Source organism: Amycolatopsis albispora (assembly GCF_003312875.1).
Lineage (GTDB): Bacteria > Actinomycetota > Actinomycetes > Mycobacteriales > Pseudonocardiaceae > Amycolatopsis > Amycolatopsis albispora.
In genome coordinates this window covers 2,107,440-2,132,287 of sequence record NZ_CP015163.1, presented here as the reverse complement: position 1 = coordinate 2,132,287, position 24,848 = coordinate 2,107,440, and the positions used below count along the sequence as shown (strand labels likewise).

Annotated in this window: 27 protein-coding genes and 1 riboswitch; of the genes, 11 read left to right on the top strand and 16 right to left on the bottom strand. The window is 71.3% G+C overall.

What is annotated here, in order from left to right; genetic code table 11:
• Positions 1–73: 73 nt before the first annotated feature.
• The gene (locus tag A4R43_RS09880) at positions 74–1,522 is read left to right on the top strand and encodes a DHA2 family efflux MFS transporter permease subunit (protein ID WP_113692049.1); all 1,449 of its coding nucleotides are present in this window, start codon (positions 74–76) and stop codon (positions 1,520–1,522) included.
• Between the two features lie 8 nt (positions 1,523–1,530).
• Here the strand turns inward: A4R43_RS09880 and A4R43_RS44440 are convergent, their stop codons facing one another.
• From A4R43_RS44440 to A4R43_RS09870, 3 genes are all read right to left on the bottom strand, one after another.
• Positions 1,531–1,659, bottom strand: a complete 129-nt coding sequence (locus tag A4R43_RS44440; RefSeq protein ID WP_257791791.1) for a hypothetical protein — start codon at positions 1,657–1,659, stop codon at positions 1,531–1,533.
• A 395-nt stretch (positions 1,660–2,054) separates the two neighbouring features.
• Complete coding sequence (locus tag A4R43_RS09875) at positions 2,055–2,666, bottom strand: hypothetical protein (RefSeq protein WP_113692048.1); 612 nt, start codon at positions 2,664–2,666, stop codon at positions 2,055–2,057.
• Positions 2,663–3,289, bottom strand: a complete 627-nt coding sequence (locus tag A4R43_RS09870) for a TetR/AcrR family transcriptional regulator (protein ID WP_113692047.1) — start codon at positions 3,287–3,289, stop codon at positions 2,663–2,665. Before A4R43_RS09870 ends, A4R43_RS09875 begins: the two co-directional genes overlap by 4 nt.
• A 104-nt stretch (positions 3,290–3,393) precedes the next feature.
• On the opposite strand from A4R43_RS09870, the gene A4R43_RS09865 reads away from it, so the two are divergent.
• Positions 3,394–4,575 (top strand): lipase family protein, encoded by a 1,182-nt coding sequence (locus A4R43_RS09865; protein WP_113692046.1) that lies wholly within the window; start codon positions 3,394–3,396, stop codon positions 4,573–4,575.
• On the opposite strand, the gene A4R43_RS09860 is transcribed toward A4R43_RS09865, so the two are convergent.
• Positions 4,572–5,345 (bottom strand): LysR family substrate-binding domain-containing protein, encoded by a 774-nt coding sequence (locus A4R43_RS09860; protein WP_113692045.1) that lies wholly within the window; start codon positions 5,343–5,345, stop codon positions 4,572–4,574. The genes A4R43_RS09865 and A4R43_RS09860 overlap by 4 nt on opposite strands.
• Here A4R43_RS09860 and A4R43_RS09855 point away from each other — a divergent pair.
• Positions 5,344–5,715 carry a DUF5997 family protein gene (locus A4R43_RS09855; RefSeq protein ID WP_113692044.1) on the top strand — a complete coding sequence of 124 codons (372 nt, stop codon included), beginning with the start codon at positions 5,344–5,346 and terminating at the stop codon, positions 5,713–5,715. The two genes, A4R43_RS09860 and A4R43_RS09855, sit on opposite strands and share 2 nt — an antisense overlap.
• A 4-nt stretch (positions 5,716–5,719) precedes the next feature.
• On the opposite strand, the gene lexA is transcribed toward A4R43_RS09855, so the two are convergent.
• From lexA to A4R43_RS09840, 3 genes are read right to left on the bottom strand one after another with little or no spacing between them, the layout of a single operon-like run.
• Positions 5,720–6,376, bottom strand: coding sequence for a transcriptional repressor LexA (gene lexA, locus A4R43_RS09850; RefSeq protein WP_113692043.1), 657 nt, complete (start codon positions 6,374–6,376; stop codon positions 5,720–5,722).
• A 21-nt stretch (positions 6,377–6,397) separates the two neighbouring features.
• Positions 6,398–6,808, bottom strand: coding sequence for a PPOX class F420-dependent oxidoreductase (locus tag A4R43_RS09845; RefSeq protein ID WP_113692042.1), 411 nt, complete (start codon positions 6,806–6,808; stop codon positions 6,398–6,400).
• Positions 6,809–6,814: 6 nt separating this feature from the next.
• Positions 6,815–8,305, bottom strand: coding sequence for a family 43 glycosylhydrolase (locus A4R43_RS09840; RefSeq protein WP_113697468.1), 1,491 nt, complete (start codon positions 8,303–8,305; stop codon positions 6,815–6,817).
• 99 nt (positions 8,306–8,404) lie between these two features.
• Positions 8,405–8,569: riboswitch (cobalamin riboswitch) on the top strand.
• Positions 8,570–8,622: 53 nt separating this feature from the next.
• Between A4R43_RS09840 and A4R43_RS09835 the strand changes: the two genes are divergently transcribed.
• Positions 8,623–9,621, top strand: a complete 999-nt coding sequence (locus A4R43_RS09835; RefSeq protein ID WP_113692041.1) for an ABC transporter substrate-binding protein — start codon at positions 8,623–8,625, stop codon at positions 9,619–9,621.
• A complete protein-coding gene (locus tag A4R43_RS09830) occupies positions 9,618–10,661 on the top strand; it encodes a FecCD family ABC transporter permease (protein WP_113692040.1) in 1,044 nt (347 codons plus the stop codon). Before A4R43_RS09835 ends, A4R43_RS09830 begins: the two co-directional genes overlap by 4 nt.
• Here the strand turns inward: A4R43_RS09830 and A4R43_RS09825 are convergent.
• Positions 10,655–13,495 carry a beta-L-arabinofuranosidase domain-containing protein gene (locus A4R43_RS09825; protein WP_113692039.1) on the bottom strand — a complete coding sequence of 947 codons (2,841 nt, stop codon included), beginning with the start codon at positions 13,493–13,495 and terminating at the stop codon, positions 10,655–10,657. The two genes, A4R43_RS09830 and A4R43_RS09825, sit on opposite strands and share 7 nt — an antisense overlap.
• A 60-nt stretch (positions 13,496–13,555) precedes the next feature.
• Entirely contained in the window at positions 13,556–14,329 is a 774-nt protein-coding gene (locus A4R43_RS09820) for a class I SAM-dependent methyltransferase (RefSeq protein WP_113692038.1), read from the bottom strand.
• Between the two features lie 48 nt (positions 14,330–14,377).
• Here A4R43_RS09820 and A4R43_RS09815 point away from each other — a divergent pair, with 48 nt between their 5' ends.
• The 3 genes from A4R43_RS09815 (at position 14,378) to A4R43_RS09805 (ending at position 16,618) form a co-directional block, all read left to right on the top strand.
• Positions 14,378–14,950, top strand: coding sequence for a TetR/AcrR family transcriptional regulator (locus tag A4R43_RS09815; RefSeq protein ID WP_113692037.1), 573 nt, complete (start codon positions 14,378–14,380; stop codon positions 14,948–14,950).
• A gap of 43 nt (positions 14,951–14,993) precedes the next feature.
• Positions 14,994–15,626 (top strand): CatB-related O-acetyltransferase, encoded by a 633-nt coding sequence (locus A4R43_RS09810; protein ID WP_113692036.1) that lies wholly within the window; start codon positions 14,994–14,996, stop codon positions 15,624–15,626.
• A gap of 71 nt (positions 15,627–15,697) precedes the next feature.
• On the top strand, positions 15,698–16,618 hold the full coding sequence (locus A4R43_RS09805) for an NADP-dependent oxidoreductase (RefSeq protein ID WP_113692035.1): 921 nt from the start codon (positions 15,698–15,700) through the stop codon (positions 16,616–16,618).
• Positions 16,619–16,629: 11 nt separating this feature from the next.
• On the opposite strand, the gene A4R43_RS09800 is transcribed toward A4R43_RS09805, so the two are convergent.
• From A4R43_RS09800 to A4R43_RS09790, 4 genes are read right to left on the bottom strand one after another with little or no spacing between them, the layout of a single operon-like run.
• Entirely contained in the window at positions 16,630–17,328 is a 699-nt protein-coding gene (locus A4R43_RS09800) for a class I SAM-dependent methyltransferase (protein WP_113692034.1), read from the bottom strand.
• A 19-nt stretch (positions 17,329–17,347) separates the two neighbouring features.
• The gene (locus A4R43_RS42640; RefSeq protein WP_162788399.1) at positions 17,348–17,692 is read right to left on the bottom strand and encodes a GNAT family N-acetyltransferase; all 345 of its coding nucleotides are present in this window, start codon (positions 17,690–17,692) and stop codon (positions 17,348–17,350) included.
• Positions 17,689–17,862: a hypothetical protein gene (locus A4R43_RS42635; RefSeq protein ID WP_162788398.1), complete on the bottom strand. Its 174-nt coding sequence runs from the start codon at positions 17,860–17,862 to the stop codon at positions 17,689–17,691. Before A4R43_RS42635 ends, A4R43_RS42640 begins: the two co-directional genes overlap by 4 nt.
• Complete coding sequence (locus tag A4R43_RS09790; RefSeq protein ID WP_113692032.1) at positions 17,859–18,725, bottom strand: LLM class flavin-dependent oxidoreductase; 867 nt, start codon at positions 18,723–18,725, stop codon at positions 17,859–17,861. The genes A4R43_RS42635 and A4R43_RS09790 overlap by 4 nt, the downstream gene beginning before the upstream one ends.
• 309 nt (positions 18,726–19,034) lie before the next feature.
• Between A4R43_RS09790 and A4R43_RS09785 the strand changes: the two genes are divergently transcribed.
• Both A4R43_RS09785 and A4R43_RS09780 read left to right on the top strand, forming a co-directional pair.
• Positions 19,035–19,334, top strand: a complete 300-nt coding sequence (locus tag A4R43_RS09785) for a DUF1540 domain-containing protein (RefSeq protein ID WP_113692031.1) — start codon at positions 19,035–19,037, stop codon at positions 19,332–19,334.
• Between the two features lie 163 nt (positions 19,335–19,497).
• Positions 19,498–21,357, top strand: coding sequence for a LamG-like jellyroll fold domain-containing protein (locus A4R43_RS09780; protein ID WP_113692030.1), 1,860 nt, complete (start codon positions 19,498–19,500; stop codon positions 21,355–21,357).
• Between the two features lie 10 nt (positions 21,358–21,367).
• Here A4R43_RS09780 and A4R43_RS09775 read toward each other — a convergent pair whose 3' ends face one another.
• Positions 21,368–22,123 (bottom strand): MerR family transcriptional regulator, encoded by a 756-nt coding sequence (locus tag A4R43_RS09775; RefSeq protein ID WP_236808871.1) that lies wholly within the window; start codon positions 22,121–22,123, stop codon positions 21,368–21,370.
• Between the two features lie 42 nt (positions 22,124–22,165).
• Here A4R43_RS09775 and A4R43_RS09770 point away from each other — a divergent pair, with 42 nt between their 5' ends.
• Positions 22,166–22,432 carry a hypothetical protein gene (locus A4R43_RS09770; protein WP_113697466.1) on the top strand — a complete coding sequence of 89 codons (267 nt, stop codon included), beginning with the start codon at positions 22,166–22,168 and terminating at the stop codon, positions 22,430–22,432.
• A 13-nt stretch (positions 22,433–22,445) separates the two neighbouring features.
• Here A4R43_RS09770 and A4R43_RS09765 read toward each other — a convergent pair whose 3' ends face one another.
• Together A4R43_RS09765 and A4R43_RS09760 are read right to left on the bottom strand one after the other, a co-directional pair.
• Entirely contained in the window at positions 22,446–23,864 is a 1,419-nt protein-coding gene (locus A4R43_RS09765; protein ID WP_113692029.1) for an MFS transporter, read from the bottom strand.
• A 149-nt stretch (positions 23,865–24,013) separates the two neighbouring features.
• A complete protein-coding gene (locus A4R43_RS09760; RefSeq protein ID WP_113692028.1) occupies positions 24,014–24,802 on the bottom strand; it encodes an IclR family transcriptional regulator in 789 nt (262 codons plus the stop codon).
• Positions 24,803–24,848: the final 46 nt, after the last annotated feature.

The following is a 24,848-nucleotide window of genomic DNA, read 5'->3' as shown; positions in this document are numbered from 1 at the left end:
ACTGATCACGCTGGCCGCATCGTCGCGCTCTGGCTCATCCGACTTCCGTGTTCGTTCCTGTGAGGTGCTTTTCATGCCCGGCTCCGCGACGGCCACGGCCGACCGCGACGTGGCACCGGCGCGTGCCGGTCTGCTGATCAGCGTGATGGTCATCGCGGCCTTCGTGATGATCCTCAACGAGACGATCCTCAGCGTCGCGCTGCGCGACCTGACCGTCGACCTCCAGGTGTCCACCACCACCGTGCAGTGGCTGACCAGCGGCTTCCTGCTGACCATGGCGGTGGTCATCCCGACCACCGGCTTCCTGCTCGAGCGGTTCACCCCGCGGCAGGTGCTGCTCGCCTCGCTGAGCCTGTTCAGCTCGGGCACGCTGCTCAGCGGCCTCGCGCCGGGCTTCGAGGTGCTGCTGGCCGGGCGCGTGGTGCAGGCCTGCGGCACGGCGATGATGCTGCCGCTGCTGATGACCTCGGTGATGCGCCTGGTGCCGCCGGAACGCCGTGGCGCCACCATGGGCACCATCACCATCGTGATCGCGGTGGCGCCCGCGGTCGGCCCGACCGTCGGCGGCGCGGTGCTGTCCTCGCTGGGCTGGCGCTGGATGTTCTGGATCGTGCTGCCGCTGGCGGTGGCCGCGCTGGTGGTCGGGCTGGTGTGGTTCCGCCTCGACGGCAACCCGCGCAAGGTGCCGCTGGACCTGGTGTCCGTGCTGCTGTCCGCGTTCGGCTTCGGCGGTGTGCTCTACGGGCTGGCGTCGTTCGGCGAGTCGAGCGGCGGGCACCCGGTGCCGCCGTGGGCGCCGATCAGCGCCGGCGCGCTCGCGCTGGTGGCGTTCACCTGGCGTCAGACGCGCCTGCAGCGCGAGGACCGCGCGCTGCTCGACCTGCGCCCGTTCACCCACCGCAGCTTCGTGGTGGCGCTGGTGCTCACCGCGCTGCTGTTCGTCTGCCTGATCGGCGCGGGCTCGATCATGCTGCCGCTCTACCTGCAGACCGTGCTGCACACCAGCACCTTCGTCAGCGGGCTGGCGGTGCTGCCCGGCGGGCTGGTGCTCGGCCTGCTCGGCCGCCCGGTGGGCGCGCTCTACGACAAGTTCGGCGCGCGGCCGCTGGTGATCCCGGGTGCGACCGCGATGGCCGCGGCGCTGTGGTTGTTCGCCACGCTCGGGCCGGAGACGCCAGTCGGCGCGGTGGTGGCCATCAACGTGCTGCTGATGGCCGGGCTCGGGTTCATGATGACCCCGCTGATGGCCGAGTCGCTCGGTGTGCTGCCCGACCACCTGCACTCGCACGGCAGCGCCATTCTCGCCACGCTCCAGCAGGTCGCGGGCGCGTTCGGCACCGCGGTTTTTGTCAGCGTGGCGACGCTCGGCAGCGCCGCCACCTCGCCCGGCCCGGACGCCTCCGGGCTGCGCATGGCCTTCGTGGTGGCCGGGGTGGTGGGCGTGCTGGCGCTGACCACTTCGCTGTTCGTGCGCCGCGCCGCGGACCGGCCGCCGTCACCGGCGGCCGGCCTCGGTCACTGAGGACGCGTTTACTGGCAGGCTTCGCAGTCGGGGTCGTCGATCCGGCAGGCGGCCCCGTCGGTGAGCTCGAAGTCGAAGTCGTCGAGGGCGGGCACGGCCAGGCCGGTGGCCGGTTCGGCCGGGGTGGTGGCGGACATGGCACTCCTTCACGGGGATTCATGCGGAACGGTTTCCTGCTCTGGTGTAGCGCTCAAGATCGACAGGCATTCCGTGACCCGTGACACACCGCGGGAGAGGAGCGGCTGGTGTTCGCCGCGCTGAACCGGCGCTCCGACCGCGTGGTCGCCGGGGAAACCGCCCGCGAAGCCACGCGCACCTGGTCTACAACGGACTCGCGGGCTGACCTCCGCAACGGACACGAATGTGGCTTTCGGGGCGAAAAACGTCCCGAAAGCCACATTCGTGTCCTCGGCCGGAGCTGGCTGGCTCCGGCTCGGGTGGGCTCGTGTCCGGCGAGTGCCGGAGGCCTGGCCGGCTCACGGAGTTGGGGGGCGTGAGTTTCCGCGAGCCGGCCGGTTCCCCCGGTGGGAGCTCAGCCCCACAGGACCGGGTTCTTGCGGTAGGCGTCGGCGAGGTTGAACTCGGCCATCGTGATCGCGCCGCCGTCCTTGCCGCCGTAGACCTGGCAGGCGTCGAACTTGTCGCCGGGCTTGGCGAACTTCCCCGACCGGGGCGCCGCGGTCTTCTGGCAGTTGTCCGTGCCGCCGAGCAGCGCCACCCCGGGGCGCTCGCCGCCGGCGTAGAGCCCGCGCAGCGCCACCCCGGTCCCGCCGAGGTCGCCGCCCTTGACGTGCTCGACGGTGTACTTGATGAAGTACGGCGTGACCCCGGCGACCTGGTCCGGCTGGTAGTTCTTCAGATCGGCGGGCGTGCCCGGCTCGATGCCGGTCACGGTGATCGCGATGGTGCCCGCGGTCTCGCCTTCGCCCACCGGGAGCAGGGCCCGCTCGCCGAACTTCAGCCGCATGCCGGGACTGGTGTGCCCGTCGGCCGTGGTCGGTTCCGCCGGGGTGGTCACGGCGGGACTGGCCGGGGCGGCCGCGTCGGCGGTGCCGGTTCCTTCCCCGGCTTGGGTGCCACACGCGGTGAGCGCCAGGGCGGCCAGCCCGGCGGCGACGAGGGGAACGGTGCGGACGCGCTTCACGGTGGTGACTTCTCCTTCGGTGCCTCAGCTGACGCGGTGACGCTAACCCGGTCGGCGGCACCCCGGTGTCCCCCGTTCGCACCACACCGGAACAGGCCGTCGAGCAGCACCTCCACCAGCCGCCGCACCGCTTCCGCGCGATCCGCCGGTGCCGGTCCGCCGGACAGCGCGGCTTCGAGCATTTCGAACAGCAGCGCCAGATCCGCGGGCTGCAGGTCGCGGCGCAGGGTGCCGTCGCGCTGGGCTTCGTCGAAGGCTGGCCGGAGCACGGCGATCAGCGCGTGGGTGAACTGGCGCTGGCTGCGCTCGGGCAGTTCGCGGAACACGCGGACCAGCGAGCGGCGCTCCACCTGCATGGCCAGCACGGCGTGCAGCAACTCGCGGAACGGCGGCCGCTGCCGCGCCACCAGCTTGAGCGCGGCGAGGTGCTCGGCGGCCACCGCCAGCGCGAGCGCGCGCCGGTCGGGGAAGTGCCGGTAGACGGTGGCGCGGCCGAGCCCGGCCCGGCGCGCGATGTCTTCCAGCGCAACGGTTCCGGTGTTCTCGGTGAAGGCTTCGTCGGCCGCGCGCAGGATCGTCTCCCGGTTGCGGCGAGCGTCCACGCGCCGCGGCTCTGCGCGCATGGGGTTACAGGCTACTCATCAGTAGTGAGACGGGCAATCGGTTCAGTCTCTCGCTTCGCGTCCTTAGGGTTGCCCTCGGTAACCCGGCTCGACGAGGAGTTCTGATGCGTAGTTTCCGCGCCGTGTGGCGGGCGTTCGTGGTTGTGGTGGTCACCGCGCTGGCGGTGTCCGCGGCTCCGGCCCTGGCCGCCGATCCACCGCGGGGACCCGCCGGCGACGCGTTCTACACGCCGCCGGATCCGTTGCCCGACGGCGAGAACGGCGACGTCATCTGGTGGCGGCAGTTGCCCGGGCAGTTCGGCGTGCGCGGTTACCTGGTGCTCTACCGGTCCACTTCGGCCACCGGCACGCCGATCGCGGTGTCGGGCCGGGTGCTGGTGCCCACCGCGGCGTGGACCGGGCCGGGGGAGCGGCCGATCGTCTCGGTGGCCAGCGGCACGCGGGGCATCGGCGACTCGTGCGCGCCGTCGAAGTTCCAGCCCGACTACGAGAAACCGCTGTTCATCGACGCGATGCTGCAGCGGGGCTGGGCCGTGGCGATCACCGACTACGAGGGCCTCGGCACGCCCGGCACGCACACGTACGTGGTCGGCCAGTCCGAAGGGCGCACGGTCATCGACGCCGTGCGCGCGGCGACGCGGCTCCCGGCGGCCGGGCTCACCGCGGGTGGTCCGGTGGCCTTCTCGGGCTATTCGCAGGGTGGCGGGGGAGCGGCGTGGGCCGGGGAACTGGCACCCACCTATGCGCCCGAACTGAACGTCGTCGGCGTCACCGCCGGTGGCACCCCCGCCGACCTGACCGCGGTATCGGAGTTCCTGGACGGCGGCATCGGCTTCGGTTTCCTGCTGCTCTCGGCGCTGGGCATGGACGCCGCCTACCCGGAACTGGACCTGCCCGCCTATCTCAACGACAAGGGCCGCGAACTGTACGAAACCCAGCAGGACGCCTGCGTGGACGCCGTGTTCGGGTACGCCTTCGGGCACATCGCGGACTACACCACGGCGAACCCGCTGGCCGAGCCGGACTGGCAGGCGCGCCTGGCCGAGAACGAACTCGGCCGGCGGCCGCCGGAGGCACCGATCTACCTGTTCCACGGGGTGGCCGACGAGATCATCCCGCTGGCGCAGGCACAGCGGCTGCGGTCGCGGTACTGCGCGGCCGGGGTGGACGTGACCTGGGGGACGTTCCTCGGCGAGCACGTCACCACGATGGTCTTCTCCGCCCCCGGTGTGCTCGGCTACCTCGGTGACCGCTTCGCCGGGAAGCCGGTGAAGAACAACTGCTAACCGCGGCGGCGGGGCTTCCCGCGCCGGGCGGTCCCGCCGCGTGGCCGCGGTTTCCGCGACTGGCCGGGCTTGGGCTTCCCGTGAGCCTGGGCCTTGGCCTTCGCCTTGGGTTTCGCCGGTTCCGGCTGGCGGCCCCGCGTGCTGTTCACCGTCCGGCCGCGCACGATCCCGATGAACTGCTCCATCAGGTCGGTGGTTTCCTCCTCGAGCCACGACAGCGCGACCTGCGACTCCGGCGCGCCGGTCAGCGGCCGGTAGGTCAGGTCGCGCCGGTGGTGCAGGCGGGCCAGCGACTGCGGCACGACCAGCAGGCCGACGCCCGCGGCGACCAGCTCGATGGCGCCCGCGGTGGTGTGCGGCCGGTCGATCGCGGGCTGGCCCGGCAGCGTGGTCCAGCCGAGCGTGTCGTCGCGCGGGTGGAGCACCACGTCGTCGGCGAGGTCCGCTGTGGACACTTCGTCGGCGGCGGTGAGCAGGTGGTCCTTGGGCACCACGACCACGGTCGTCTCGGTGTACAGCGGGATCGCGTGCAGGCCGGTGCGGTCGATCGGCAGGCGCAGCAGCGCGGCGTCGGCCTCGCGTTCGCGGACCTTCGCCTCGGCCTCCGCCGGTGTCACCTGGAGCAGGTGCAGCGGCACCTCGGGCAGCCGCTCGGCCCAGGTCCGCGCCCATTTGCCCGGGGTCACGCCCGGGACGTAGGCGAGGCGGAAGGAGTCGGTCACGACGGCCAGATTACCGGGCGTGACCGGGGTGGTTACCCTGGACCGCATGACGTCGCAGAAGACCTCCCAGACGATGAAGCCCGCGACCGCGGCGAAGAAGCTGGGCGTGTACCTCGAAGCCACCCCGGCCGAGTTCCAGGAGGGTGTCGTTTCGCGCGACGAACTGAACGCGCTGCAGGCCGACCCGCCGGAGTGGCTGCGCGACCTGCGCCGCAACGGCCCGCACCCGAGGCAGGTCGCCGCCGCGAAGCTGGGCATCTCCATCGGCGGCCTGGCGCGGGCCGGGCTCACCGACCCGCTGACCACCGAGCAGATCAACCAGCTCAAGGACGAGAACCCGGACTGGCTGGAGCGCGAACGCGCCACCCAGGCCGAGGTCCGCGCCGAAGCCGCCCGCCAGAAGGAAAAGCGCGCCTGACCGCTCAGACGCTGCGGAGCACGGACACGACCACACCCAGGATGACCGCGCGGTCGCCGTCGATCACCTCGTAGTCCGGGTTCCGCGGTTCCAGGTACACGTGCCCGCCGCGGCGGCGGTACACCTTCACCGTGGCCTCCTCGTCGATCATCGCGGCCACGATCTGCCCCGAATGCGCCTCCGGCTGCTGGCGCACGATCACCGTGTCGCCGTCGCAGATGGCGGCGTCGATCATGGAGTCCCCGCGCACCTGCAGGCCGAACACGGTGCCGCGCCCGGCGTACTGCCTCGGCAGCGTCAGCACGTCGTCCACGTGCTCGTCGGCGGCGATCGGCGTGCCCGCGGCGATGTGCCCGACCACCGGCACGCTCACCGAGTCGCCGTTGTCGGGCCGCTGCGAGCCGCGCAGGAACAGGCGCACGTCGATCGGCCGTGACACCGTGGTGCCCCGGCGCAGGAAACCCTTGTCCTCCAGCGCCGCCAGGTGCTTCGACACCGAGGACGACGACCGCAGGCCCACCGCGTCCCCGATTTCGCGGGTGCTGGGCGAGTACCCGTGCCGGTTCACCCAGTCCTGGATGGTGACCAGGATGCGTTGCTGGCGCTCGGGCAGTGCCGAGGCGTCCAGGTGGTCCAGCTCGTCGTCGTAGTAGGCGGTCACCCTGGCGATCCTAGAGGTGACTCAGTGCACCGTCTTGACCGCCTCGTACCAGTTCTCGCCGACCGGTTCGCCGTCCAGGTTCCAGCTCCACGACACCACCGGCGTGATCGGCAGGTAGCACCCCGGCCCGACCATGCCGACGCGCTCCTGCACCGCGCCCGCCCGGCCGTAGACGCGGATGCCCCTGGCGATGAACGGCTCCATCGACACCAGGTCGTCGACCACCAGTGCCACCGGCGCCTCGCTGGTACCGGCCACGTTGCGGAACTTCCGCGTGTGCACCACGGTCGCCCCGCCGCCGACCCAGAACCCGGCGCCGTCGAACTCGAATGCCACCGGGACCACGTCCGGCTGCCCGTCCGGCGAGACGGTGGACAGCCGGGCCAGCGGCTGGGAGCGCAGGTAGTCGATCTCCGCCTGGCTGAACGCCATCGGCGGTCACCCCTTCCGCACCTCGAAGTCGTCGAAGGCCGCCGAGGCGCCGAACACCCGGACCCCGTTCGCGCCGCTGGGGTGGGTGCCGTCGGTGACGCGCAGCTTCGGCGTGCTCAGGTCGTCAACATAGACCTCGATGACCGGACCCTTCGCGAGGACACGCAGGTGGTGTTCCTTGCCGACCGCGTCGGCCAGCGGCGCCGAAGCCAGCTCGGTCCAGGAATTGCTGGCACGCCCGAGAACGATCCGCCCCGACGCGCTGATCCCGGCGTAGTAGCCGGTGTAGCTGTCCGTGCCCACGGCGGCGCCGGTCGCGCGGAACACCACTCCGGCGTCGCCGCGGTTCGAGGTCAGCCGCACGTCGGTGTCCTGGACGAAGTCGGCGAAGTTGGTGTCCTGCAAGGCTTTCCCGCCCCAGGAGGGGGCGGCCATCAGCTGCCCGGCACGTGCGGTCCACCGGCCGTCGTAGGTCTTCCAGCCGAAGGTGTTGCCGTCGGCGAAGTTGTCCTGGACCTTCATCGTGATGCGCTCGATGGTGCCGTCGGGCCGGAAGTTCATCCGGTCGTAGGCGAGCTGGCGGTGGTTGCCGTCGGTCTCGCTGAGCGGGCGGCGGTGGTAGACGATGTACCAGACGTCCGTGCCGGGCACGTTGATCACGGAGTTGTGCCCGGAGCCCCGCGCGACCGCGGAATCCTGCGCGAGCACCTTGTCCAGCTTGGTGAACGGCCCGGTCGGCGAGTCGGCCATGGCGTAGGAGACCGAGTAGTCCGGGCCGGTCCAGCCGCCTTCGGACCACATCAGGTAGTACTTGCCGCCGCGCTTGAACAGCTGCGAACCCTCGACGTACTCCGGCGTCGGCGTGATCTCGCGGTAGGTCGTGCCGTCTTCGAAGGTGCCGAGGCTGGTCATGTCGCGGTTGAGCTTGACCACGTTCGCGTGGCCCCAGCCGCCGTAGTACATGTACGCCTGACCGTCGTCGTCGATGAAGACGTCCTGGTCGATGGGCTGCGCACCGTGGTGGAACTTGCCGATGAGCGGGTGGCCGAGCGCGTCGCGGTAGGGGCCCTCCGGCCGGTCGGCCACGGCGACGCCGATGCCGCCGAGTTCGTTGTCGCTCTGGATGTCGTTGGCGGCGAAGTACAGGAAGTACTTGCCGTCGCGTTCGATCGGCGCGGGCGCCCAGACCGCCTTCTCCGCCCACGACACGTTTTCGGTGGTGAGCACGTTGGGGTGCTTGGTCCAGTGCACCAGGTCCTTCGAGGAGAACGCGTCGAGGTGCGTCTGCTCGGCGTAGCGGCGCGAGGTGGTCGGGAAGACCCAGTAGGTGCCGTCGTAGATCGCCACGTCCGGATCGGCGTACCAGCCGTCGACGAACGGGTTGCCCGCTTCGGCGGTTTCGTAGTCGGGGAGCGGGGGCGCGGCCGCGGCCGGCGCGCTGAACACGAGCAGGGCGGCGAGCGCCCCGGAAACGGATCTGAACAGGCGAGCGGTCATCTTCGGCAGCTCCTGCACGCTATTCAACAACAACCAACAACTTCGGAAAAGATTGCACGGTATTCCACACGCTGGTCAAGACTCCGCCGGTGGGACGCGTGGTAGCGTGCGCACGCCAGTCGTAGGGAATCCGGTGAGAATCCGGAGCTGACGCGCAGCGGTGAGCGGCGACGGGCAGGACAACGGCCACTGGACCCCGGTCCGGGAAGGCGTTCTGCCCGGACGACCCCGAGTCCGAAGACCTGCTGGCACCCCGGCGCCGCCGGGGCCGTTGACCGACTGGGCTCCGCGTCCGAGCCCTCGACGCAGGGACATCCGTGCCGAAATTCCGTTCCCCCCACCTGTTCTTCGCCGGGCTCCTGGTGCTGGCCGGCTGCGGCACCACACCGGCGCCCGCCGATTCCGGGGCCACCACGACCGTCGAGAACTGCGGGCACCAGGTGAAGGTGGTCAGCCCGCCGCGGCGCGCGGTCGCGTTGAACCAGGGCAGCGCCGAGATCATGCTCGCGCTGGGCCTGGCCGACCGGATGGCGGGCACCGCCACCTGGACCGACCCGGTGCTGCCCGCGCTGGCCGCCGACAACGCCAAGGTGCCGCGCCTGGCCGAGAACAACCCCTCCTTCGAGGCCGTGCTGGCGGTCGAGCCCGACTTCGTCGCGGCGTCGTTCGTCTCGACGCTGGGCCAGGGCGGCGTGGCGACCCGCGAGCAGTTCGAGCAGCTCGGCGTGCCGACCTATGTCTCGCCGACCGACTGCCTCAAGGACAACAACGCCGGCGGCGACGGCGTGCGCACCGAGACGCTCACCATGGACGTGCTCTACACCGAGATCCGCCAGCTGGCGACGGTGTTCGGTGTGGCGGACCGGGGCGAGCGGCTGGTCGCCGAGTTGCAGGGGCGGATGCAGCGCGCGGCTCTGCGGTCGGGTGGCACGAGCCTGCTGTACTGGTTCGCCAACGCCGAATCGCCCTATCTGGCCGGATGCTGCGGCGCGCCCGGCATCATCACCACCACGCTCGGCGCGAAGAACGTCTTCGATGACACGCGCGCGGAATGGCCGCAGATCAACTGGGAAACCGTGGCCGAGCGCAATCCGCAGGTGATCGTGCTCGGGGATCTCACGCGCCGGTCGCAGACCGCCGAGAACGGCGAAGCCAAAATCGCCTTTCTCGAGTCGCATCCGGTCACCAAGGACCTCGACGCGGTGAAGCACAAGCGGTACGTGCTGCTCAGCGGGCAGGCGATGAACCCGTCGCTGCGCACCGTCGACGGCACCGAGCAGGTCGGCGAGGCGTTGCGGAAGTTCGGGCTGGCGTGAGGCGGCCGCCGGCGGGGTCGCAGATCGCCTGGTTCTGCGTGCTCGGCCTGGCCCTGCTCGTGGTCTCGATCGCGGTGGCGATCACCATCGGCCCGGCCGGGATCGGCATCGGCGAGGTCTATTCGACCGTGCTGGCGCACCTCGGGCTGGCCGATCCGGTGCTCGGCCCGCTGCGCGACGGCATCGTCTGGCACCTGCGCCTGCCCCGGGCGCTGCTGGCGGCGGTGTGCGGGGCGGGGCTGGCGGTGTGCGGTGTGGTGATGCAGTCGCTGTTGCGGAATCCGCTGGCCGAGCCGTTCGTGCTGGGCGTGTCGTCCGGGGCGTCCACCGGCGCGGTGATGGTCGTGGTGCTCGGCGTCGGCGGCGGTGTGGTTTCGCTGTCCGCCGGTGCTTTCGCCGGGGCCGCCCTGTCGTTCGCGGCGGTGCTCGTGCTCAGCCGGATCGTGGGTGGCAGCACCGACCGGGTGGTGCTGTCCGGGGTCGCGGCGATGCAGCTGTTCTCCGCGCTCACCTCGTTCATCGTGCTCACCGCCGCCGACGCCGAGACCACGCGCGGGGTGTTGTTCTGGCTGCTCGGCTCCTTCACCAGCGCGTCGTGGACCGAGGTCGCGGTGTGCGCGGCCGTGCTGGCCGTCTCGCTGGGCGTCTGCTTCGGGCACGCCCGCGCGCTGGACGTGTTCGCGCTCGGGCAGGACACCGCCGCCGCGCTGGGCGTCGCGGTCGGGCGGATCCGGATCGTGCTGCTGTGCGCCACCGCGCTGCTGACCGCGTCGCTGGTCAGCGCGGTCGGCGCGGTCGGCTTTGTCGGGCTGGTGCTGCCGCACGCGGTGCGGGCGCTGACCGGGCCGGGGCACAGCCGCCTGCTGCCGGTGACCGCGGTGGCCGGTGCGGTGTTCCTGGTCTGGGTGGACACGCTCGCCCGCACCGCGCTCGACCCGCAGGAGGTGCCGGTCGGCGTGGTCACCTCGATCATCGGCGTCCCGGCGTTCGTGCTGATCCTGTACCGGACCTCGCGGCCACGCGTGCGCGTGCCTCAGTAGGCGGCCCGCGCGGTGGCGAGCACGCCGGCGGTGTCTTCCGCGCTCAGCTGCCAGGTGCGGGCCGCCGACCGGACCCTGGCCACGAAGTCCGCCTTGGAGCGGAACGGGGCGTGGGACCAGAGGTCGTCGAGCAGGGTGAAACCGTTGGCGCGCACCGGATTCGCCACGCCCGAGTCGAGACCGCCGAACACGATCGCCGGTTCGTGCCGTTCGAAGTAGACGTGCGCCGGATCTTCGGTGCCTTCGTGGAAGGGCGCGAACTCGATGCCTTCCGCGAGGAAGTGCAGCGGCTTGCCGGGGATCGGCGTGAACGCGTCGCTCAGGTCACCGTCGAGGGCAGCCTTGCCGTGGAAGGAAAAGCGGAGGAAGGTCTTGCGCGGATCGCGGGCGACCAGGTTGACCGGGCCGTAGAAAAGGCTCTGGACAGCAGGGTTGTCCGGTGTTGCTTCGGTGCGGAAGCGGAACGGCAAGCGGACGCTGATGGTGTCGCCGTGCTGCCAGGTGCGCGTGAGGTCGAAGTAGCTGCCGGGCACCGCCGGTTGCGTCACCACGGTGTTGTTGACGCGGACTTCGAACCCGTCCAGGCACCACGCCGGAACCCGCAGGCGCAGGGTGAACTGCGCGGTGCCGCCGATGGTGAGCCGGGTGCCCTGCTCCACCGGGAAGGCCGTCCGCTGCGTGATCGTGACGCCCTTCGCGGTCCAGGTGAGCGTCGACGGGCTGTAGAGGTTGACGTACAGCGCCGAGTCGCCGTCACCGCGGAAGTACACCGAATCCTGGTACTTCGTGGCGCTTTCCAGGCCGGTGCCCTCGCAGCAGGTGGTGCCCTGTTTGGGCGTGTAGTCGCGGACGTGGCCCGGTGCCAGCCCGATGAAGTAGGTGACGCGAGGCTTCTCCGGATCCGGAGTGTCCTGTTTGGACCCCAGGATCTGGTTGTACAGCGTGCGTTCGTAGTAGTCGGCGTACTTCGGCGCGGGTTCGCGGCGGAACAGCGCGCGGGTGAGCTTGAGCAGGTTGTGCGCGCAGCAGGTTTCCGCGTTGACCTCGGACAGCGTGCTCGCGATGGCGCCGGGTTCACGCCAGAACTCACCGGTGCTGGTGCCGCCGATGCTGTACATCCGCGGTGGCACCACCATCGGCCAGAAGTTCCGCGCGGCGTCGAGATAACGCTGTTCGCCGGTGGCGTCGTGCAGCCGCAGCAGGCCGGTGAAGATCGGTATGTGCTGGTTGGCGTGCAGCCCGGTGAGCACGTCGGTGCCCGCGGCGCACGAGTCGATGAGGTGGTCGAGGTCGAACAGCCTGGCCAGCGCGAGGTGCTCGGGTTTCCCGGTGTGCGCGTGCACGTCGCAGATCGCCTCCACGATGCCGCCGAACTCACCGCTGGAGAAGATGCCCCACATCCGCTGGAGCGTGGCCTTGGGCAGCTTCGCCAGCCGCGAGTGCATCCAGTCGCACAGGCCGGAAGCGAGATCGAGGGCACGGGTGTCCTTTGTGGTCAGATACGCGTCGAGCAGGCCGCGCAGGATCTTGTGCGCGGTGTAGTACGGCGCCCAGACCACGGTGTAGTTGCCCGAGGTCATCGACTCCAGCGTGATGAACTGCGTTTCGGGATAGGCGGCCAGGAAACCGGGGTGGCTCGGGCCGCCCCAGGTGCGGCGCAGCGTGGCGGTCAGGCCGCGGCCGGACCCGTCGGCGAAGGTGCTCCCGGTGGTCTCGTCCAGGCGGTAGGAGGCGAGGTCGCCGGGTGACGGCGTGTGTTGAAGGTGCGCGATCTCGGCGGCGGACAGCGCCCGCGAGAAGATGTCCACCTGGTCGAAGGCCCCGGCGAACACCGGGTCGGGGAAGTGCGAGCGGCCGATCCAGTGGTGGGCCAGCGGGCCGAGCGCGGCCGGGGTGAGCGTCATCGCCGGGTTGCGCCCGGCCACCACACCGTTGACGTACAGCGTCCCGGCGGTGCCGTCGAGCGTCACCGCGAGATGGCTCCAGGTGCCGGGGGACAGCGGTGCCGTGCCGTCGACGACCTGCTCCTGGCCGGGGCCGCCGGTGGTGATGGCGAAGCGCGGCACGCCGGTCGCGGTGCGGGTGGCCAGGAACAGGTAGCGGGTGGTGTCGTTGCCGAAGTCGAACACCCGGGTCCAGCTGGCGTCGTGGTCCGGGCGCACCCACGCCGACAGCGTGACGGCGGTGGTCCCGGCGAGCACCCCGGCGGGCAGGTCGAGGTACTGGTAGGAACCGCGCACGTGCTCCAGGGCCCGGCCGAACCGGCCCGGAGTGCTGAGCACGACGGGATCGCGGCGGAGCGCGTCGCGGACCTCGGTCAGCGCGCCGATCATGTACCGGAGGCGGTCGGTGAACACGGCCTCACCGGTGCTGGCGTGGGCCTGGGCGAGCAGGGTGAGGAAGTGGCCGGTGTAGTGGCCGCGCAGATTGCCGTTGGCCTCACCGTCGAGGCCTTCCCAGCCGCCCGGCGCGACCGCGCCGAGCGTGGGGAGTCCCGCGTTGGCGCGGAAAACCTGGAGCAGGCGATCCACGTCGTAGCCGCGCGCGTGGTCCAGGACGAGGGCGCGCTTGGCCGCGAAGAGGCCGTCGGTGAGCTTGACGTCGGCCAGCGGGAACGGCTCGGCGAGCGCGGGACCCGCGGCCTGGACCGGCTTGGCGTGCGCGTGCGCCGCGGGCCAGGCGGGGAGCAGCGGCACGGCGGTGGCCAGTGCCGCGCCACGCAGGAAACCGCGGCGGCCCAGATGTGCGGCGGGCCGGACATCCGGGCCGTTCACGCCGTGCGCGCTGTCGCCGAATTCCTTGGCAGACCGGGAAAAGCCGGGTTGAGCAGGCATGGCCACCTCACCGCGCCGGGAGCAGGACCAGCGCAGTGTTAGCGATAACAGCCGGACGCGTCAAGCAGCGCCGGGTGCATCGCGCACCGCGGTGATCGACTCGGTGGTGGAGCGCATGGTGAAACCACCGCCGATGGCGTCGATGGCGGCACCGACCTCGGTCAGCACGACGGCGAGCGGTTCCGCGGGCAGTTGCGTGAGCGCGCCGGTGGTCGGCAGGTGGTCGAGCCATTCGTCCCGGCTGTAGTGCCGTTCCCAGGCGAAGCTGCCCTGCTCGGGCGTGCCGAACCCGCCCGCGGTCCGGAGACCGTCGGCGGTCCGGTCGATCAGCGGCTGGTAGCCGCGCTCGGCCACCCCGCGGAAGTTGAACGGGGAGCCGGGATTCACCCGCTCGAAGGCGGTCACGAACGCGTCGTTGACCTCGCCGGGTGCGACGAACACGTGCCAGAACGCGGTGAACGTGCCGCCGGGCCGGAGCACGCGGGCCACCTTGGCGGCGCCCGCGACCGGATCCACCCAGTGCCAGGCCTGCCCGGCGATCACCGCGTCGAAGCGCCGGTCGCCGGGTTCCCAGGTTTCGATGGTCGCCACCTCGACCTCGACGCCGGTGGTGCGGGCGAACCGTGCCATCCGCTCGTCGGGTTCGACCCCGAGCACGGTGCACCCGGCCGCCTGGAACTGGCGGGCCGCGATCCCGGTGCCGCAGCCGACGTCGAGGACCTCCTTGCCGGGGCTCGCCGCGAGGATGCTGTCGATGAGCGCGCCGGGATAGCTCGGGCGCATGCGGTCGTAGCGTTCGGCGTCGATGCCGAACGACTCACCTATAGTGGGCATGCGCCCACCATAGTGGGCAAGTGCCCACTCGTCGAGGAGGGATCGTCGATGCCGACCGGGGTCGCGTTGCGCGCGGTGCGAGCGCAGCTGTTCGAAGCCGCCGACCGCGTGCTGCGCCGTGCCGGGCCGAGCGGGCTGACCAGCCGCGCGGTGACCACCGAAGCGGGCTGCGCGAAGGGCGTGCTGCACCGGCACTTCGCCGATTTCGACGCCTTCCTCGCCGAATACGTGCTCGACCGCGTGGAGCGCATGGACGAGCAGGCGGCGAAGCTGCGGGAGTCGGCGGGCACCGGGACCGTCGCCGACAACGTGACCGACGCGCTGATCGCCGTCTTCGGCTCGGTCGCGGTGGCGATCGTCGCGCTGATCACCTTCCGGGACGAACTGCGGGCGCGCCTGCGCGAGACCTGGCCGGCGGGCGTGCCGGTGCTGACCGAGGCGGTCGAGCTGGTCCGGGACTATCTCGCCGCCGAACAGGACCTCGGCCGGGTCAGCGGGGACGTCGACGGCCTGGCGCCGACCCTGATCGGCTCGGCGCACCTGCTCTTCGCCGACCGGACGGGCCCCGCACCGGACCGCGAGGCGGTGCGCGCCACGGTCGTCACCGTGCTCGGCCACTAGGCTTCGCGCTGCTGGTTCCGGACGACCGCGAGGAAACCACCGCATGCCGCTGCCCGATCCGACGGTGCTCCACCCGATGCCCGGCCAGTCGCGGGTGGTGCTGCTCAAGCCGCTGGTGACCTCGCCGCTGATCGAGGCCGGGGAGTTCACCTACTACGACGACCCCGGCGACGCCACCGCGTTCGAAACCCGCAACGTGCTCTACCACTACGGCCCGGAAAAGCTGGTGATCGGCCGGTTCTGCGCGATCGGCACCGGCGTGCGGTTCATCATGAACGGCGCCAACCACCGCATGGACGGCCCGTCCACCTTTCCCTTCCCGATCATGGGCGGCTCGTGGGCGGACCACTTCGACCTGATCACCGGGCTGCCCGGGCGCGGGGACACCGTGGTCGGCCACGACGTGTGGTTCGGCTACGGCGTGACGGTGATGCCCGGCGTGCGCATCGGCCACGGCGCGATCATCGCGTCGGGCTCGGTGGTCACCTCGGACGTGCCCGACTACGGGATCGCCGGCGGCAACCCGGCGCGGCTCATCCGCACCCGGTACACCCCCGCGGAAATCGGGCGCCTGCTGGAGATCGCCTGGTGGGACTGGCCGCTCGAGCACCTCACCAGGCACCTGCGGACGGTCATGTCCGGCAGCGTGGACGAACTCGCCGCGGCCGTTCCGTAGGTCACCGTGCTGTGTGGACGTTCACCCGGCCGGACCGGAATGCGCGGGCGGGCCGGCCTGTTGAGCCGGGCATGAAGGCGATCACGCAGGCCGCTTACGGCGGCCCCGAGCAGCTCACCCTGACCGAACACCCGGAACCGAAGGTCGCGCCCAGCGAGGTGCTGATCGAGGTCAAGGCCGCCGGGGTGAACCCGGTGGACTGGAAGCTGGGCGCGGGTTATCTCGACTCGCTGATGGAGGTCCACTTCCCGCTCGTACCCGGGTGGGACGTGGCCGGGGTGATCACCGCGCTCGGCCCGGACGTGCCGGAATTCGCCGTCGGTGACGAGGTGTACGGCTACATCCGCAAGGACTCCGCGCACCTCGGGGCGTACGCGGAACGCGTGTCGGCGAACGTGCGCATGCTCGCGCGCAAGCCCGCCTCGCTGAGCTGGTCGCAGGCGGCCGGGGTGCCGCTCGCCGGGCTCACCGCGCTGCAGTCGATCGACCGCACCGGGGTCACCTCCGGGGACACCGTGCTGGTGCACGGCGCGTCCGGTGGCGTGGGTTCGCTCGGCGTGCAGATCGCCGTGGCCCGCGGTGCGCGCGTGATCGGCACGGCGAGCGAGCGCAACCACGAGTACCTGCGCTCGCTCGGCGCGGAGCCGATCACCTACGGCGACGGCCTCGCCGACCGGGTGAAGGCGCTGGCGCCCGAAGGGGTGGACGTGGTGCTGGACTTCGTCGGTGGTGGCGCGGTGCGGGCCTCGGTGGAGGTGCACCGGGACCGGTCGCGGCTGGTGTCCATTGCGGACGGTGACGTGGTCGGGCTGGGCGGCCAGGCGCTGTGGGTCCGCCCGGATTCGGCCGGGCTGGCCGAACTCGGGCGCCTGGCGGACGAGGGCAAGCTCGCCGTGCACGTCGAACACGAACTGCCGCTGGCCGAGGCGGCGCGCGCCTGGGAACTGAGCCAGGCGGGGCGGACGCGCGGCAAGATCGTGCTGACCGTCTGAGGTTTCCTCCGCTAGACGGCTTCCAGCACGAAGAACAGGAAGCACAGGAAGGCCTGCTTGCCCGCGAGCTCTTCGGGGAAGCGCTCGCGGGCACCCGGCCCCGGCGGCGGCTCGCTGATGACCGCCGTCCGGAAACCGGCTTCGGTGAAGGCGCCGGTCATCGCGTGCAGCGGCCGGTGCCAGTAGGTCAGCTCGGCTTTCTGCCCGTCGAAGGTGTACTCGTCGGACCACTTGGCGATGGCGAAGTAGTCGCTACCGGGGTGGACCAGCTTGTAGAGCAGCGGGTGGTTGACCGCCAGGATCAGCCTGCCGCCGGGCCGCAGCACGCGCCGCAGCTCGGCCAGCGGCGCGCTCCAGTCCTCCAGGTAGTGCAGCACCAGCGCGGACACGACGTCGTCGAACGCACTGTCCGGGTATGGCAGGGGCGCGGTGATGTCGGCGACGCGTAGGTCCGCGTCACCGCCGAGCCGCCGCCGGGCCAGCTCCAGCATCCTGGCGCTGGCGTCGAAGCCGGACACGACCGCGCCCCGGTCGCGCAGCTGGGCCAGCAGGGGACCGGCGCCGCAGCCCGCGTCGAGGATCCGCCGTCCGGCCACCTCGCCGGCCAGGTCCAGCATGGCCGGCAGCGTGTAGTACGCGTTGATCAGGCTGGTCTCGTTTTCGGCGGTGTACGCCTCGGCGAAGAGGTCGTAGTCGTTTTCCACGGGCATGCGGCCATCCTGGCACGACTCACCCGGCAGGCGGCTGGACGCGGAGCGGGAGGCCGGCCGCCCACAGCACCCGGGTGCGGTTCTGCCCGGCGGCCACGGTGATCTCCTCGCGGGACACCTCGGTGAAGCCGAGCCGCGCCAGCAGCGTCACGGCCCGGGCGTTCTCGGCGACGTGGCAGTCCACGCGCATCCGCTCGATGTCCCGCCCGGCCAGTTCCGCGCCGAGACCCAGCAGCAGTCCGGTGCCCAGGCCCTGCCCACGCCGGTCCGGGTCGACCACCAGCATGCCCAGCACCGCCGTGCGCGCGTCGGGATAGCCCTCCAGCAGATCGGCGGCGGCGACCAGGCGGCCGTCGACGGTCACCCCAGCAAGTGCTTGCGTTCCTCGGGAACGTGTTGCAGGCCTTCGAGGAACTGGCTTTGCGCGTCCGCCGCGCCGGTCGGGATGCCGAAGTTCATCCGCGAGTAGTCGTCGCAGCGCTCCAGCAGGTCCTGCAGCGCGGGCCCGTCGCCGGGCGTCAGGGGAGTCGTCACGGGACCTTCGGCGGCCCGGCTTCGATGCGCCGCAGGACCGCGTCGAAGCGGTGCAGGTCGTCGCTTTCCTGGAGCTGCCGTTCGTCCCACCAGGTCGCGCCGGCGTCGGCGAGCGGGGCGACCAGCGCGCGGGCCGCGGCGGCGTCACCGGGACTGACCCCGCCGACCACCACTTCGAACGGACCGGGCGCCGTGCGGTGCTCGGTCACGTAGGCCACCACGTCACGAACCTCTTCGACGGCGGGCGGGTGGCCGTGCGAAGCGGTCTTGAACAGCGGCACCACCCCGTCCCAGGCCGCCGCGCGGCGCATCGGGCGGCGGTTCGGCCACACCCCGGCGATCCACACCGGCGGCCGCGGCTGCTGCACGGTGGCGGGCAGCAGTTCGACTTCGCGCACGCGGTAGTGCCGTCCCTCGTGGTCCACGCGCGTGCCGGACCAGTACCGGTCGAGCAGGCCGAGGCCCTCGTCGAGACGCTCGGCCAGCTCCACCGGATCGACCACGTCACCGAAGCTGCCGAACTCGTCCTCGATCGGGCCGCCGACGCCCGCGCTGAAGATCACCCGGCCGTCGCTGAGCGCGTCGAGCGTGGCCACCTGGCGCGCGAGCTGCTCGGGACGGCGCCGCGCCACCGGCGTGACGAGCGTGCCGAGCCGGAGCCGCGAGGTGGCCAGTGCGGCGGCGGTCAGCAGCATCCACGGATCACCGAAGGGCTGCCCGCGGCGCTCCGCCTTGTCGTGCACGACGTGGTCCCAGACGAACAGGGCGTCCCACCCCGCGTCCTCGGCGGCCTTGGCCGCCTTCGCGACCGTCCTGGCGTCGGCGAAGTCGCCGAAGTTCGGGATGTTGATCGAATAGCGCACCCGCGCATCCTCGGGCACGCCGGCGGCCGGGGGCAACCGGATTTCCCGCGGCCGGGGCGGCCGTGGGGCGTCGATGAAAAGGCGCCGCGCCGAATTCGCCGGAGAATCACTCATTGGGGTCGGCTGTGGCCGGTCGAATGTTTTTCACCAATCCAGTGCACCGGGGCTGAGCTGCGAGGATGCGGGCGGAAATTGGCGCGCAGGTAAGGCTTGCCTCAATGGCCGCGCGGTTGCGGACGGCCTTTCCCGGTGGCACCGTTTCCGGGTACTGACGCATTCCCACCACTTCACCTTTGCGAGGTGCGGCTGATGACCACCACCGAAATGCCCGCCGTGCGCGAGTGCACGGTCACCGGGTGCTCCTACAACCACGACGGCTGCCACGCGTACGCCATCACCGTCGGCGGCAGCAACGGTGCCGCCGACTGCGACACCTTCGTCGCGCTGAACACCAAGGGCGGCCTGGACAAGGTCGTCGCACAGGTCGGGGCGTGCACGCGCTCGGACTGCGTGCACAACTCCGGTCTCGAGTGCACCGCCTCCGGCGTGCGCGTCGGCCCCGGCACCGGCGACCACGCGGCGAACTGCCTGACCTACCAGCCCTCCTGACGAACCCGCCCGGCGAACGCGGCCCCGGTCCTCGGCTGACCGGGGCCGCGTCGCGTCCGGGGGCGGGCTTGTTCGCCGGTGGGGCGCCGGTTGTTCGGCCGGGTGTCATCCAGGCGCAAGCGAACGGGTGAACGCTCGCGGCGAACCCGATCTTGGAGGACCCGTGCCCGACTCGCGTCAGCTCGCCCGCCGTTCCCTGCTCCGGGCCGCGGCCGTCACGCCCGCCGTCGCCGCTTCTTCGGCGCTGTGGCCCGGCTTTTCCGCACCGGCCGCACAGGCCGCGGAAGCCAGCGGCCCGGTCGATCCGCGCGACCCGCGGTTCACGCTCGCCGTCATGCCCGACACCCAGTACCTGTTCGACGAGGGCGGGTCCGACCCGGGTCCGGTGCGCGAGGCGCTGATGCACCTGATGAGACGACGGCGTGAGGACAACATCGTGTTCCTGGCGCACCTCGGCGACGTCACCGAGCACGGCACCGAAGCCGAGATGCGCGCCGCCGACGAGGTGTTCCGGTCGATCGACGGCAGGCTGCCCTACAGCATGCTCGCCGGGAACCACGACGTGCCCGGCAACAGCGACGACCAGCGCGGCGCCACCCCGTACCTGCGGACCTTCGGGCCGGACCGGTTCCGCCGGATGCCCACCTACGGCGGCTCGTCGCCGGACGGGTACCACAGCTTCCACGTGCTCACCGGCGGCGGCAGGCAGTGGCTGCTGCTCGCGCTCGACTGGCGTGCCTCCGAACGCGGTATCGCCTGGGCGCAGGGTGTGCTGGACAGCCACCCCACCCTGCCCACGATCCTGACCACGCACGAGGTCGTCGCGGCGGACGACGCGGGGCAGGCCTCGCTGTCCGGGTACGGCGACCTGCTGTGGAACCGGCTGATCCGCGGCAACGACCAGATCTTCCTCGCGCTCAACGGGCACTACTGGCCGTGCGGGCGCACCACGCTGACCAACGACGCGGGCCACCCGGTCCACCTGCACATCACCAACTACCAGGACCGCTACTACGGCGGCGCGGGCATGGTGCGGTACTACCGGTTCGACCTGGCGCGCGGCGTGATCGACGTGGAGACCTTCTCGCCGTGGCTGCGCGGGCTGCCCGCGGACCGGCGTGAGCCGCTGCAGGCCGAGCACGCCGAGCTGAGCGGGGACGTCGAGCGGTTCACCGTGGAAATCGACTTCGAGCAGCGGTTCGCCGCGTTCGCGCCGCCGGTGGTGCCGCCGCCGCGCCCGCCGTCCGCGGTGCTGGTGCCGGGCACGGTGGCCTACTGGCGGTTCGACGCGGCGGGCAGCACCCCCGGCCCGGACGGCTCGCCGGTCGCGCCGGGCACCGTCGCCCGCGACCTCACCGGCCACGGCAACGACCTGCGCGCGGAACTGCTGCACCAGAGCGCGCCCGAGGTGCTCACCTGGTCGGCCGAGCACCACCGCGCCCAGCCCGCGCACGCCAGCCTCCGCTTCGACGGCGGCAAGGGCCCCGACCGCGGCGCGGTGCTGCGGACCGGACCGGGCGCGCCGATCAACGGCATGGCCTTCCTGGAGGGCTACACCATCGAGACGTTCATCAAGCTGCCCGAGCCGTTCACCGGCGACCACGCGTTCATGGGCATTCTCAGCTGGGAGGGCCGCGCCGGGGACGCGGGCAAGACCAGCGGCTGGTCGCCGGAGGAGCCGACGTGCAGCCTGAACCTCTCCGGTGAGCGGTTCCTGCAGTTCGTGGTCTACCCGAAGCACACCGACGCCGACCCGACGTCGTGGAGCCACGCGCTGCCGACCGGCCGCTGGACCCACGTCGCCGTGGTCAACGACGGCCGCCGCACGATCGTCTACGTCGACGGCTCACCGATCGCCCGCAACGCGAGCGAGGAGTCGCGGGGCATCGCCACGCTCGGCAAGCCGTTTGTCATCGGCGCCACGCAGTTCGCGCTGTCCTACGGGCACGGCTTCTACGGCTGGGTCGGCGACACCCGGGTGGTGGCGAGGGCGCTGAGGCCGGAGCAGTTCCTCCGGGCCTGAGGCGGCCGGGTCAGCGGAGGCCGAGTTGTTCCCGGATCAGGGCGTCGATCCGTTGCCACGCCGGGGAAGAGGCGTTGACCGCGGCCTGGATCATCGCGGGGATCTCGGTGCCGGTGTCCTGGCCGGGCAGGTCACCGGTGCCGTACCGCGCGCGGGTGGCCTGGACGGCCCGCCGGGCGAGCGCGTCGATGCGCGGATCGTGGGGATCGAGGTCGTGCGCGTGGTCGTAGTCGAGGAACATCTCGCGCAGCACGGGATCGGTGAGCATCTGGGCCTGCTCGTGGAACAGCGCGCTCGCCGTGCCGGGTTGGGTGGCGTACACGAGGATCCACAGGTCCGTCTGCAACTCGACCCACCGTTCGCTGAACCCGAGGCGCGGCAGCTGGTCCAGATGCGCCCTGACCTCCGCGGGCAGCGCCAGCAGGCGGCCGTGGGCCAGCCGCCGGAGGCGTTCCTGGGTGGCCTGCAGCGCGGCGATGCGCTCGGTGAGGTCGGCGTCGAGGCGGGTCAGCGTCTCCTGGAACTCTTCTTCGGTGGCCGCGCGCAGTTCGCGGATGCGGGCCAGCGGCACCCCGGCCTCGGCCAGCGTGCGGATCTTGACCAGGTCGATCGCGTGCCCGGCGTCGTAGCGCCGGTAACCGGAGGCGTCACGCGGCGGCTCGGGCAGCAGGCCCTTGTTGTGGTAGACGCGAATCGTCTTCGCCGACACCCCGACGTACCGGGCCAGCTGGCCGATGGTGATCACCCGGCCCATCTTCCCACTCACCGCTTGACCTTGCCCCAGGGGAAAGGCCGCAGCATGGCGGACATGGTCAAGTACAACCGGGAAACGCTGCGCGCCCTCGCCGACGAGGGCAACGAGACCGCCATGGACCGCCTCGCCGAGCTGGCCGACGCCGAGAGCGACGTGGCCGAGCTGAGCGGGCTGCTGGACGAAGGCTGCCGGCGGGCGGGGGAGTTGCTCACCCGGCGCGCGGTCGCGGCCGGGGACCTCGTCGAGCTGCAGCGCATCTCGGACGCCGGGTACGAGCAGGCGAGTGCCGAGCTGGAGCGCCTGCTGAAAGCACCCGGCTGAGGCGCTTGAGGCGCTACTGACGCGGATTTTCCAGCGGCACACCGGTTTCCGACAGTTCCGGCGACGGCAGGTCGGCGCTGGAGGCGAGCGGCGCCGCCCCGGCCAGCGGCTGCCCGGCCGGTTCCTTGAGCCAGAGCGTGGCGAGCAGCCCGATCACCCCGGCGCCGATGAGGTAGTAGCCGGGCCAGTCGAGATTGCCCGAGGTCGTCACGGCCACGCCGATCACCGTGGGCGCGGTGCCGGCGAACGCGGACACGAAGATGTTGAAGATGATCGCCAGGCTGCCGTAGCGGATGAACGTGGGGAACAACGCGGGCAGCGTCGACGGGGTCACCGCGGCGAAGCACACCAGCGTGAAACCCATGATCAGCAGCCCGGCGACCTGCCCGGCGGGCCCGCTCTGCAGCAGCCACACCGACGGCAGCCCGAGCAGCACCAGCGCCAGGCTGCCGGTGGCCAGGATCGGCTTGCGGCCGATCCGGTCGCTGAGCCTGCCGAGGAACACCACCACGCACAGCATCGCCAGCATCACGCCGACCTGCAGCGCGGTGGACACCGACTCGCTGGTGCCGTGGTGCCCGTGGTCCGGCAGCGTGCCGGTGAGATAAGCAGGCACGTAGTTGGTCAGCACGTAGTTGGTGACGTTCCAGGCGATCACCAGCCCACCGGCGATCAGCGCCGCCGAGCGGTAGCGGGTGACCAGGATGTGGAAGGCGCGGCGCAGCGACATGGTGGCCATCGCCGGTGAGCGTTCCATCAGCTGGCGGAACGCCGGCGTCTCCTCCAGCCGGACCCGCAGGTAGATGCCGACCACGCCGACCGGCAGCGCCAGCATGAACGGGATCCGCCAGCCCCACGACAGCAGGTCGTCCTCGGGCAGCACGGCGATCAGGATCGCGCAGATCCCGGCGCCGAGCGTGTAGCCGACCAGCGTGCCGAATTCGAGCCAGCTGCCGAAAAAGCCGCGCCTGCGGTCCGGGGCGTATTCGGCGACCAGGGTGAGCGCGCCGGTGTATTCACCACCGGCCGAGAAACCCTGCAGCATCCGGATGAACAACACCAGCAGTGGCGCGGCGATGCCGATCGTGCCGTACCCGGGCACCAGCCCGAGCAGGACCGTGGCCACCGCCATCAGCAGCACCGTCCCGGCCAGCACCTTGGTGCGGCCGATCCGGTCGCCGAGCGGGCCGAGAATGAATCCGCCGAGCGGGCGCACCACAAAAGCGGCGGCGAAAGTGCCCAGGGTGAAAACCGTCGCCCAGGCACCGGCGTCGGGAAAGAAAACGCGATCAAGTGCGACCGCGGCGAGATAGGAATAAATGCCGAAGTCGTACCATTCGGCGATATTTCCCAGTGTGGCCGCGGTGGTCGCGCGGCGGATCGTGCGCTCGTCCTCGACCACGGCCTGGCGGGGTGCGGGCTGGTCGTCCATGCCGCTCACCCCGCCGTCCCGGTGCGCGGCTGGTGCGGGAAAGGCCTCGTCCGATGCGAATTCATGATCACCCTTGATCGGCTGGACGACTGATATATCTGTGGAACGTAATAGATGTGTCAGAAGGGGTCAAGGGTGGCGGCCGCGGTTCAGGGCTGGGTCAGCCGCTGCAACCGCGCCAGGATTTCGTCCGCGGCCTGGGTGAGCACCCTGGCGATGTCCTGGAAATCGTCGAGCCCGAGGTGTTCTTCGGCGGCGGACACGCTCAGCGCGCCGGCGATGCGGCCGCCGGGCCCGCGGACCGGCACGGCGACGGAGTTCAGCCCGGTCTCCAGCTCCCCGATGGTGGCGGCCCAGCCGCGATCGCGAACGCGATTCAGGTCTGCCAGCAACGCGCCGCTGGCGGTGATGGTGTTGGCGGTCAGCCGCTGGCGCGGGCGTTCCAGCGCGTTGCTGAGTTCCTCGAAACCGAGGCTTGCCAGCAGAACTTTTCCGGTCGCGGTGGCGTGCAACGGCATCCGCACCCCGATCCAGTTGCGTTCCGTGCTCGGTTCCTGGACAACGGCCGTGGCGCCACCGCCTTCGAGCACGCTCAGGCTGACCGTGCCGCCGTACAACTCGGCGGCGAGCCGCGCGCAGACCGGCCGCCCCTCCCGGCCGATGTCGAGCTGCGCGGTGGTCGCCCCGGCGAGCCGGACGATGCCGAAGCCGAGCCGGTACTTGCCCCGGTTGCCGTCCTGCTCGACGAACCGGAACTTCTCCAGCGCGGAGAGCAGCCGGGTCGCGGTCGACTTGTGCACGCCGAGCTCACGCGCCAGATCGGTGACACCCGCCGGGCCCCGCTGGGCCAGCAGGGTGAGCATGGACAGCGCTCGATCCACGGTCTGGCTTGATGATCTGGGTTCGCCGGTGCCTGCGGTGTCGCCGCTGTTGTACATATTGCAACTCCGTGCCTGGGAGAGGGGTTGTCGGTCCGGGAGGGTT

Bases quoted from the DNA above. Each gene is read 5' to 3' on its own strand.
- A4R43_RS09880 (WP_113692049.1), top strand. From the start codon at position 74: ATGCCCGGCTCCGCGACGGCCACGGCCGACCGCGACGTGGCACCGGCG.
- A4R43_RS44440 (WP_257791791.1), bottom strand. From the start codon at position 1,659: ATGTCCGCCACCACCCCGGCCGAACCGGCCACCGGCCTGGCCGTGCCC.
- A4R43_RS09870 (WP_113692047.1), bottom strand. From the start codon at position 3,289: ATGCGCGCAGAGCCGCGGCGCGTGGACGCTCGCCGCAACCGGGAGACG.
- A4R43_RS09865 (WP_113692046.1), top strand. From the start codon at position 3,394: ATGCGTAGTTTCCGCGCCGTGTGGCGGGCGTTCGTGGTTGTGGTGGTC.
- A4R43_RS09855 (WP_113692044.1), top strand. From the start codon at position 5,344: ATGACGTCGCAGAAGACCTCCCAGACGATGAAGCCCGCGACCGCGGCG.
- A4R43_RS09860 (WP_113692045.1), bottom strand. From the start codon at position 5,345: ATGCGGTCCAGGGTAACCACCCCGGTCACGCCCGGTAATCTGGCCGTC.
- A4R43_RS09845 (WP_113692042.1), bottom strand. From the start codon at position 6,808: ATGGCGTTCAGCCAGGCGGAGATCGACTACCTGCGCTCCCAGCCGCTG.
- A4R43_RS09840 (WP_113697468.1), bottom strand. From the start codon at position 8,305: ATGACCGCTCGCCTGTTCAGATCCGTTTCCGGGGCGCTCGCCGCCCTG.
- A4R43_RS09825 (WP_113692039.1), bottom strand. From the start codon at position 13,495: ATGCCTGCTCAACCCGGCTTTTCCCGGTCTGCCAAGGAATTCGGCGAC.
- A4R43_RS09820 (WP_113692038.1), bottom strand. From the start codon at position 14,329: ATGCCCACTATAGGTGAGTCGTTCGGCATCGACGCCGAACGCTACGAC.
- A4R43_RS09815 (WP_113692037.1), top strand. From the start codon at position 14,378: ATGCCGACCGGGGTCGCGTTGCGCGCGGTGCGAGCGCAGCTGTTCGAA.
- A4R43_RS09810 (WP_113692036.1), top strand. From the start codon at position 14,994: ATGCCGCTGCCCGATCCGACGGTGCTCCACCCGATGCCCGGCCAGTCG.
- A4R43_RS09805 (WP_113692035.1), top strand. From the start codon at position 15,698: ATGAAGGCGATCACGCAGGCCGCTTACGGCGGCCCCGAGCAGCTCACC.
- A4R43_RS09800 (WP_113692034.1), bottom strand. From the start codon at position 17,328: ATGCCCGTGGAAAACGACTACGACCTCTTCGCCGAGGCGTACACCGCC.
- A4R43_RS09785 (WP_113692031.1), top strand. From the start codon at position 19,035: ATGACCACCACCGAAATGCCCGCCGTGCGCGAGTGCACGGTCACCGGG.
- A4R43_RS09770 (WP_113697466.1), top strand. From the start codon at position 22,166: ATGGTCAAGTACAACCGGGAAACGCTGCGCGCCCTCGCCGACGAGGGC.
- A4R43_RS09765 (WP_113692029.1), bottom strand. From the start codon at position 23,864: ATGGACGACCAGCCCGCACCCCGCCAGGCCGTGGTCGAGGACGAGCGC.
- A4R43_RS09760 (WP_113692028.1), bottom strand. From the start codon at position 24,802: ATGTACAACAGCGGCGACACCGCAGGCACCGGCGAACCCAGATCATCA.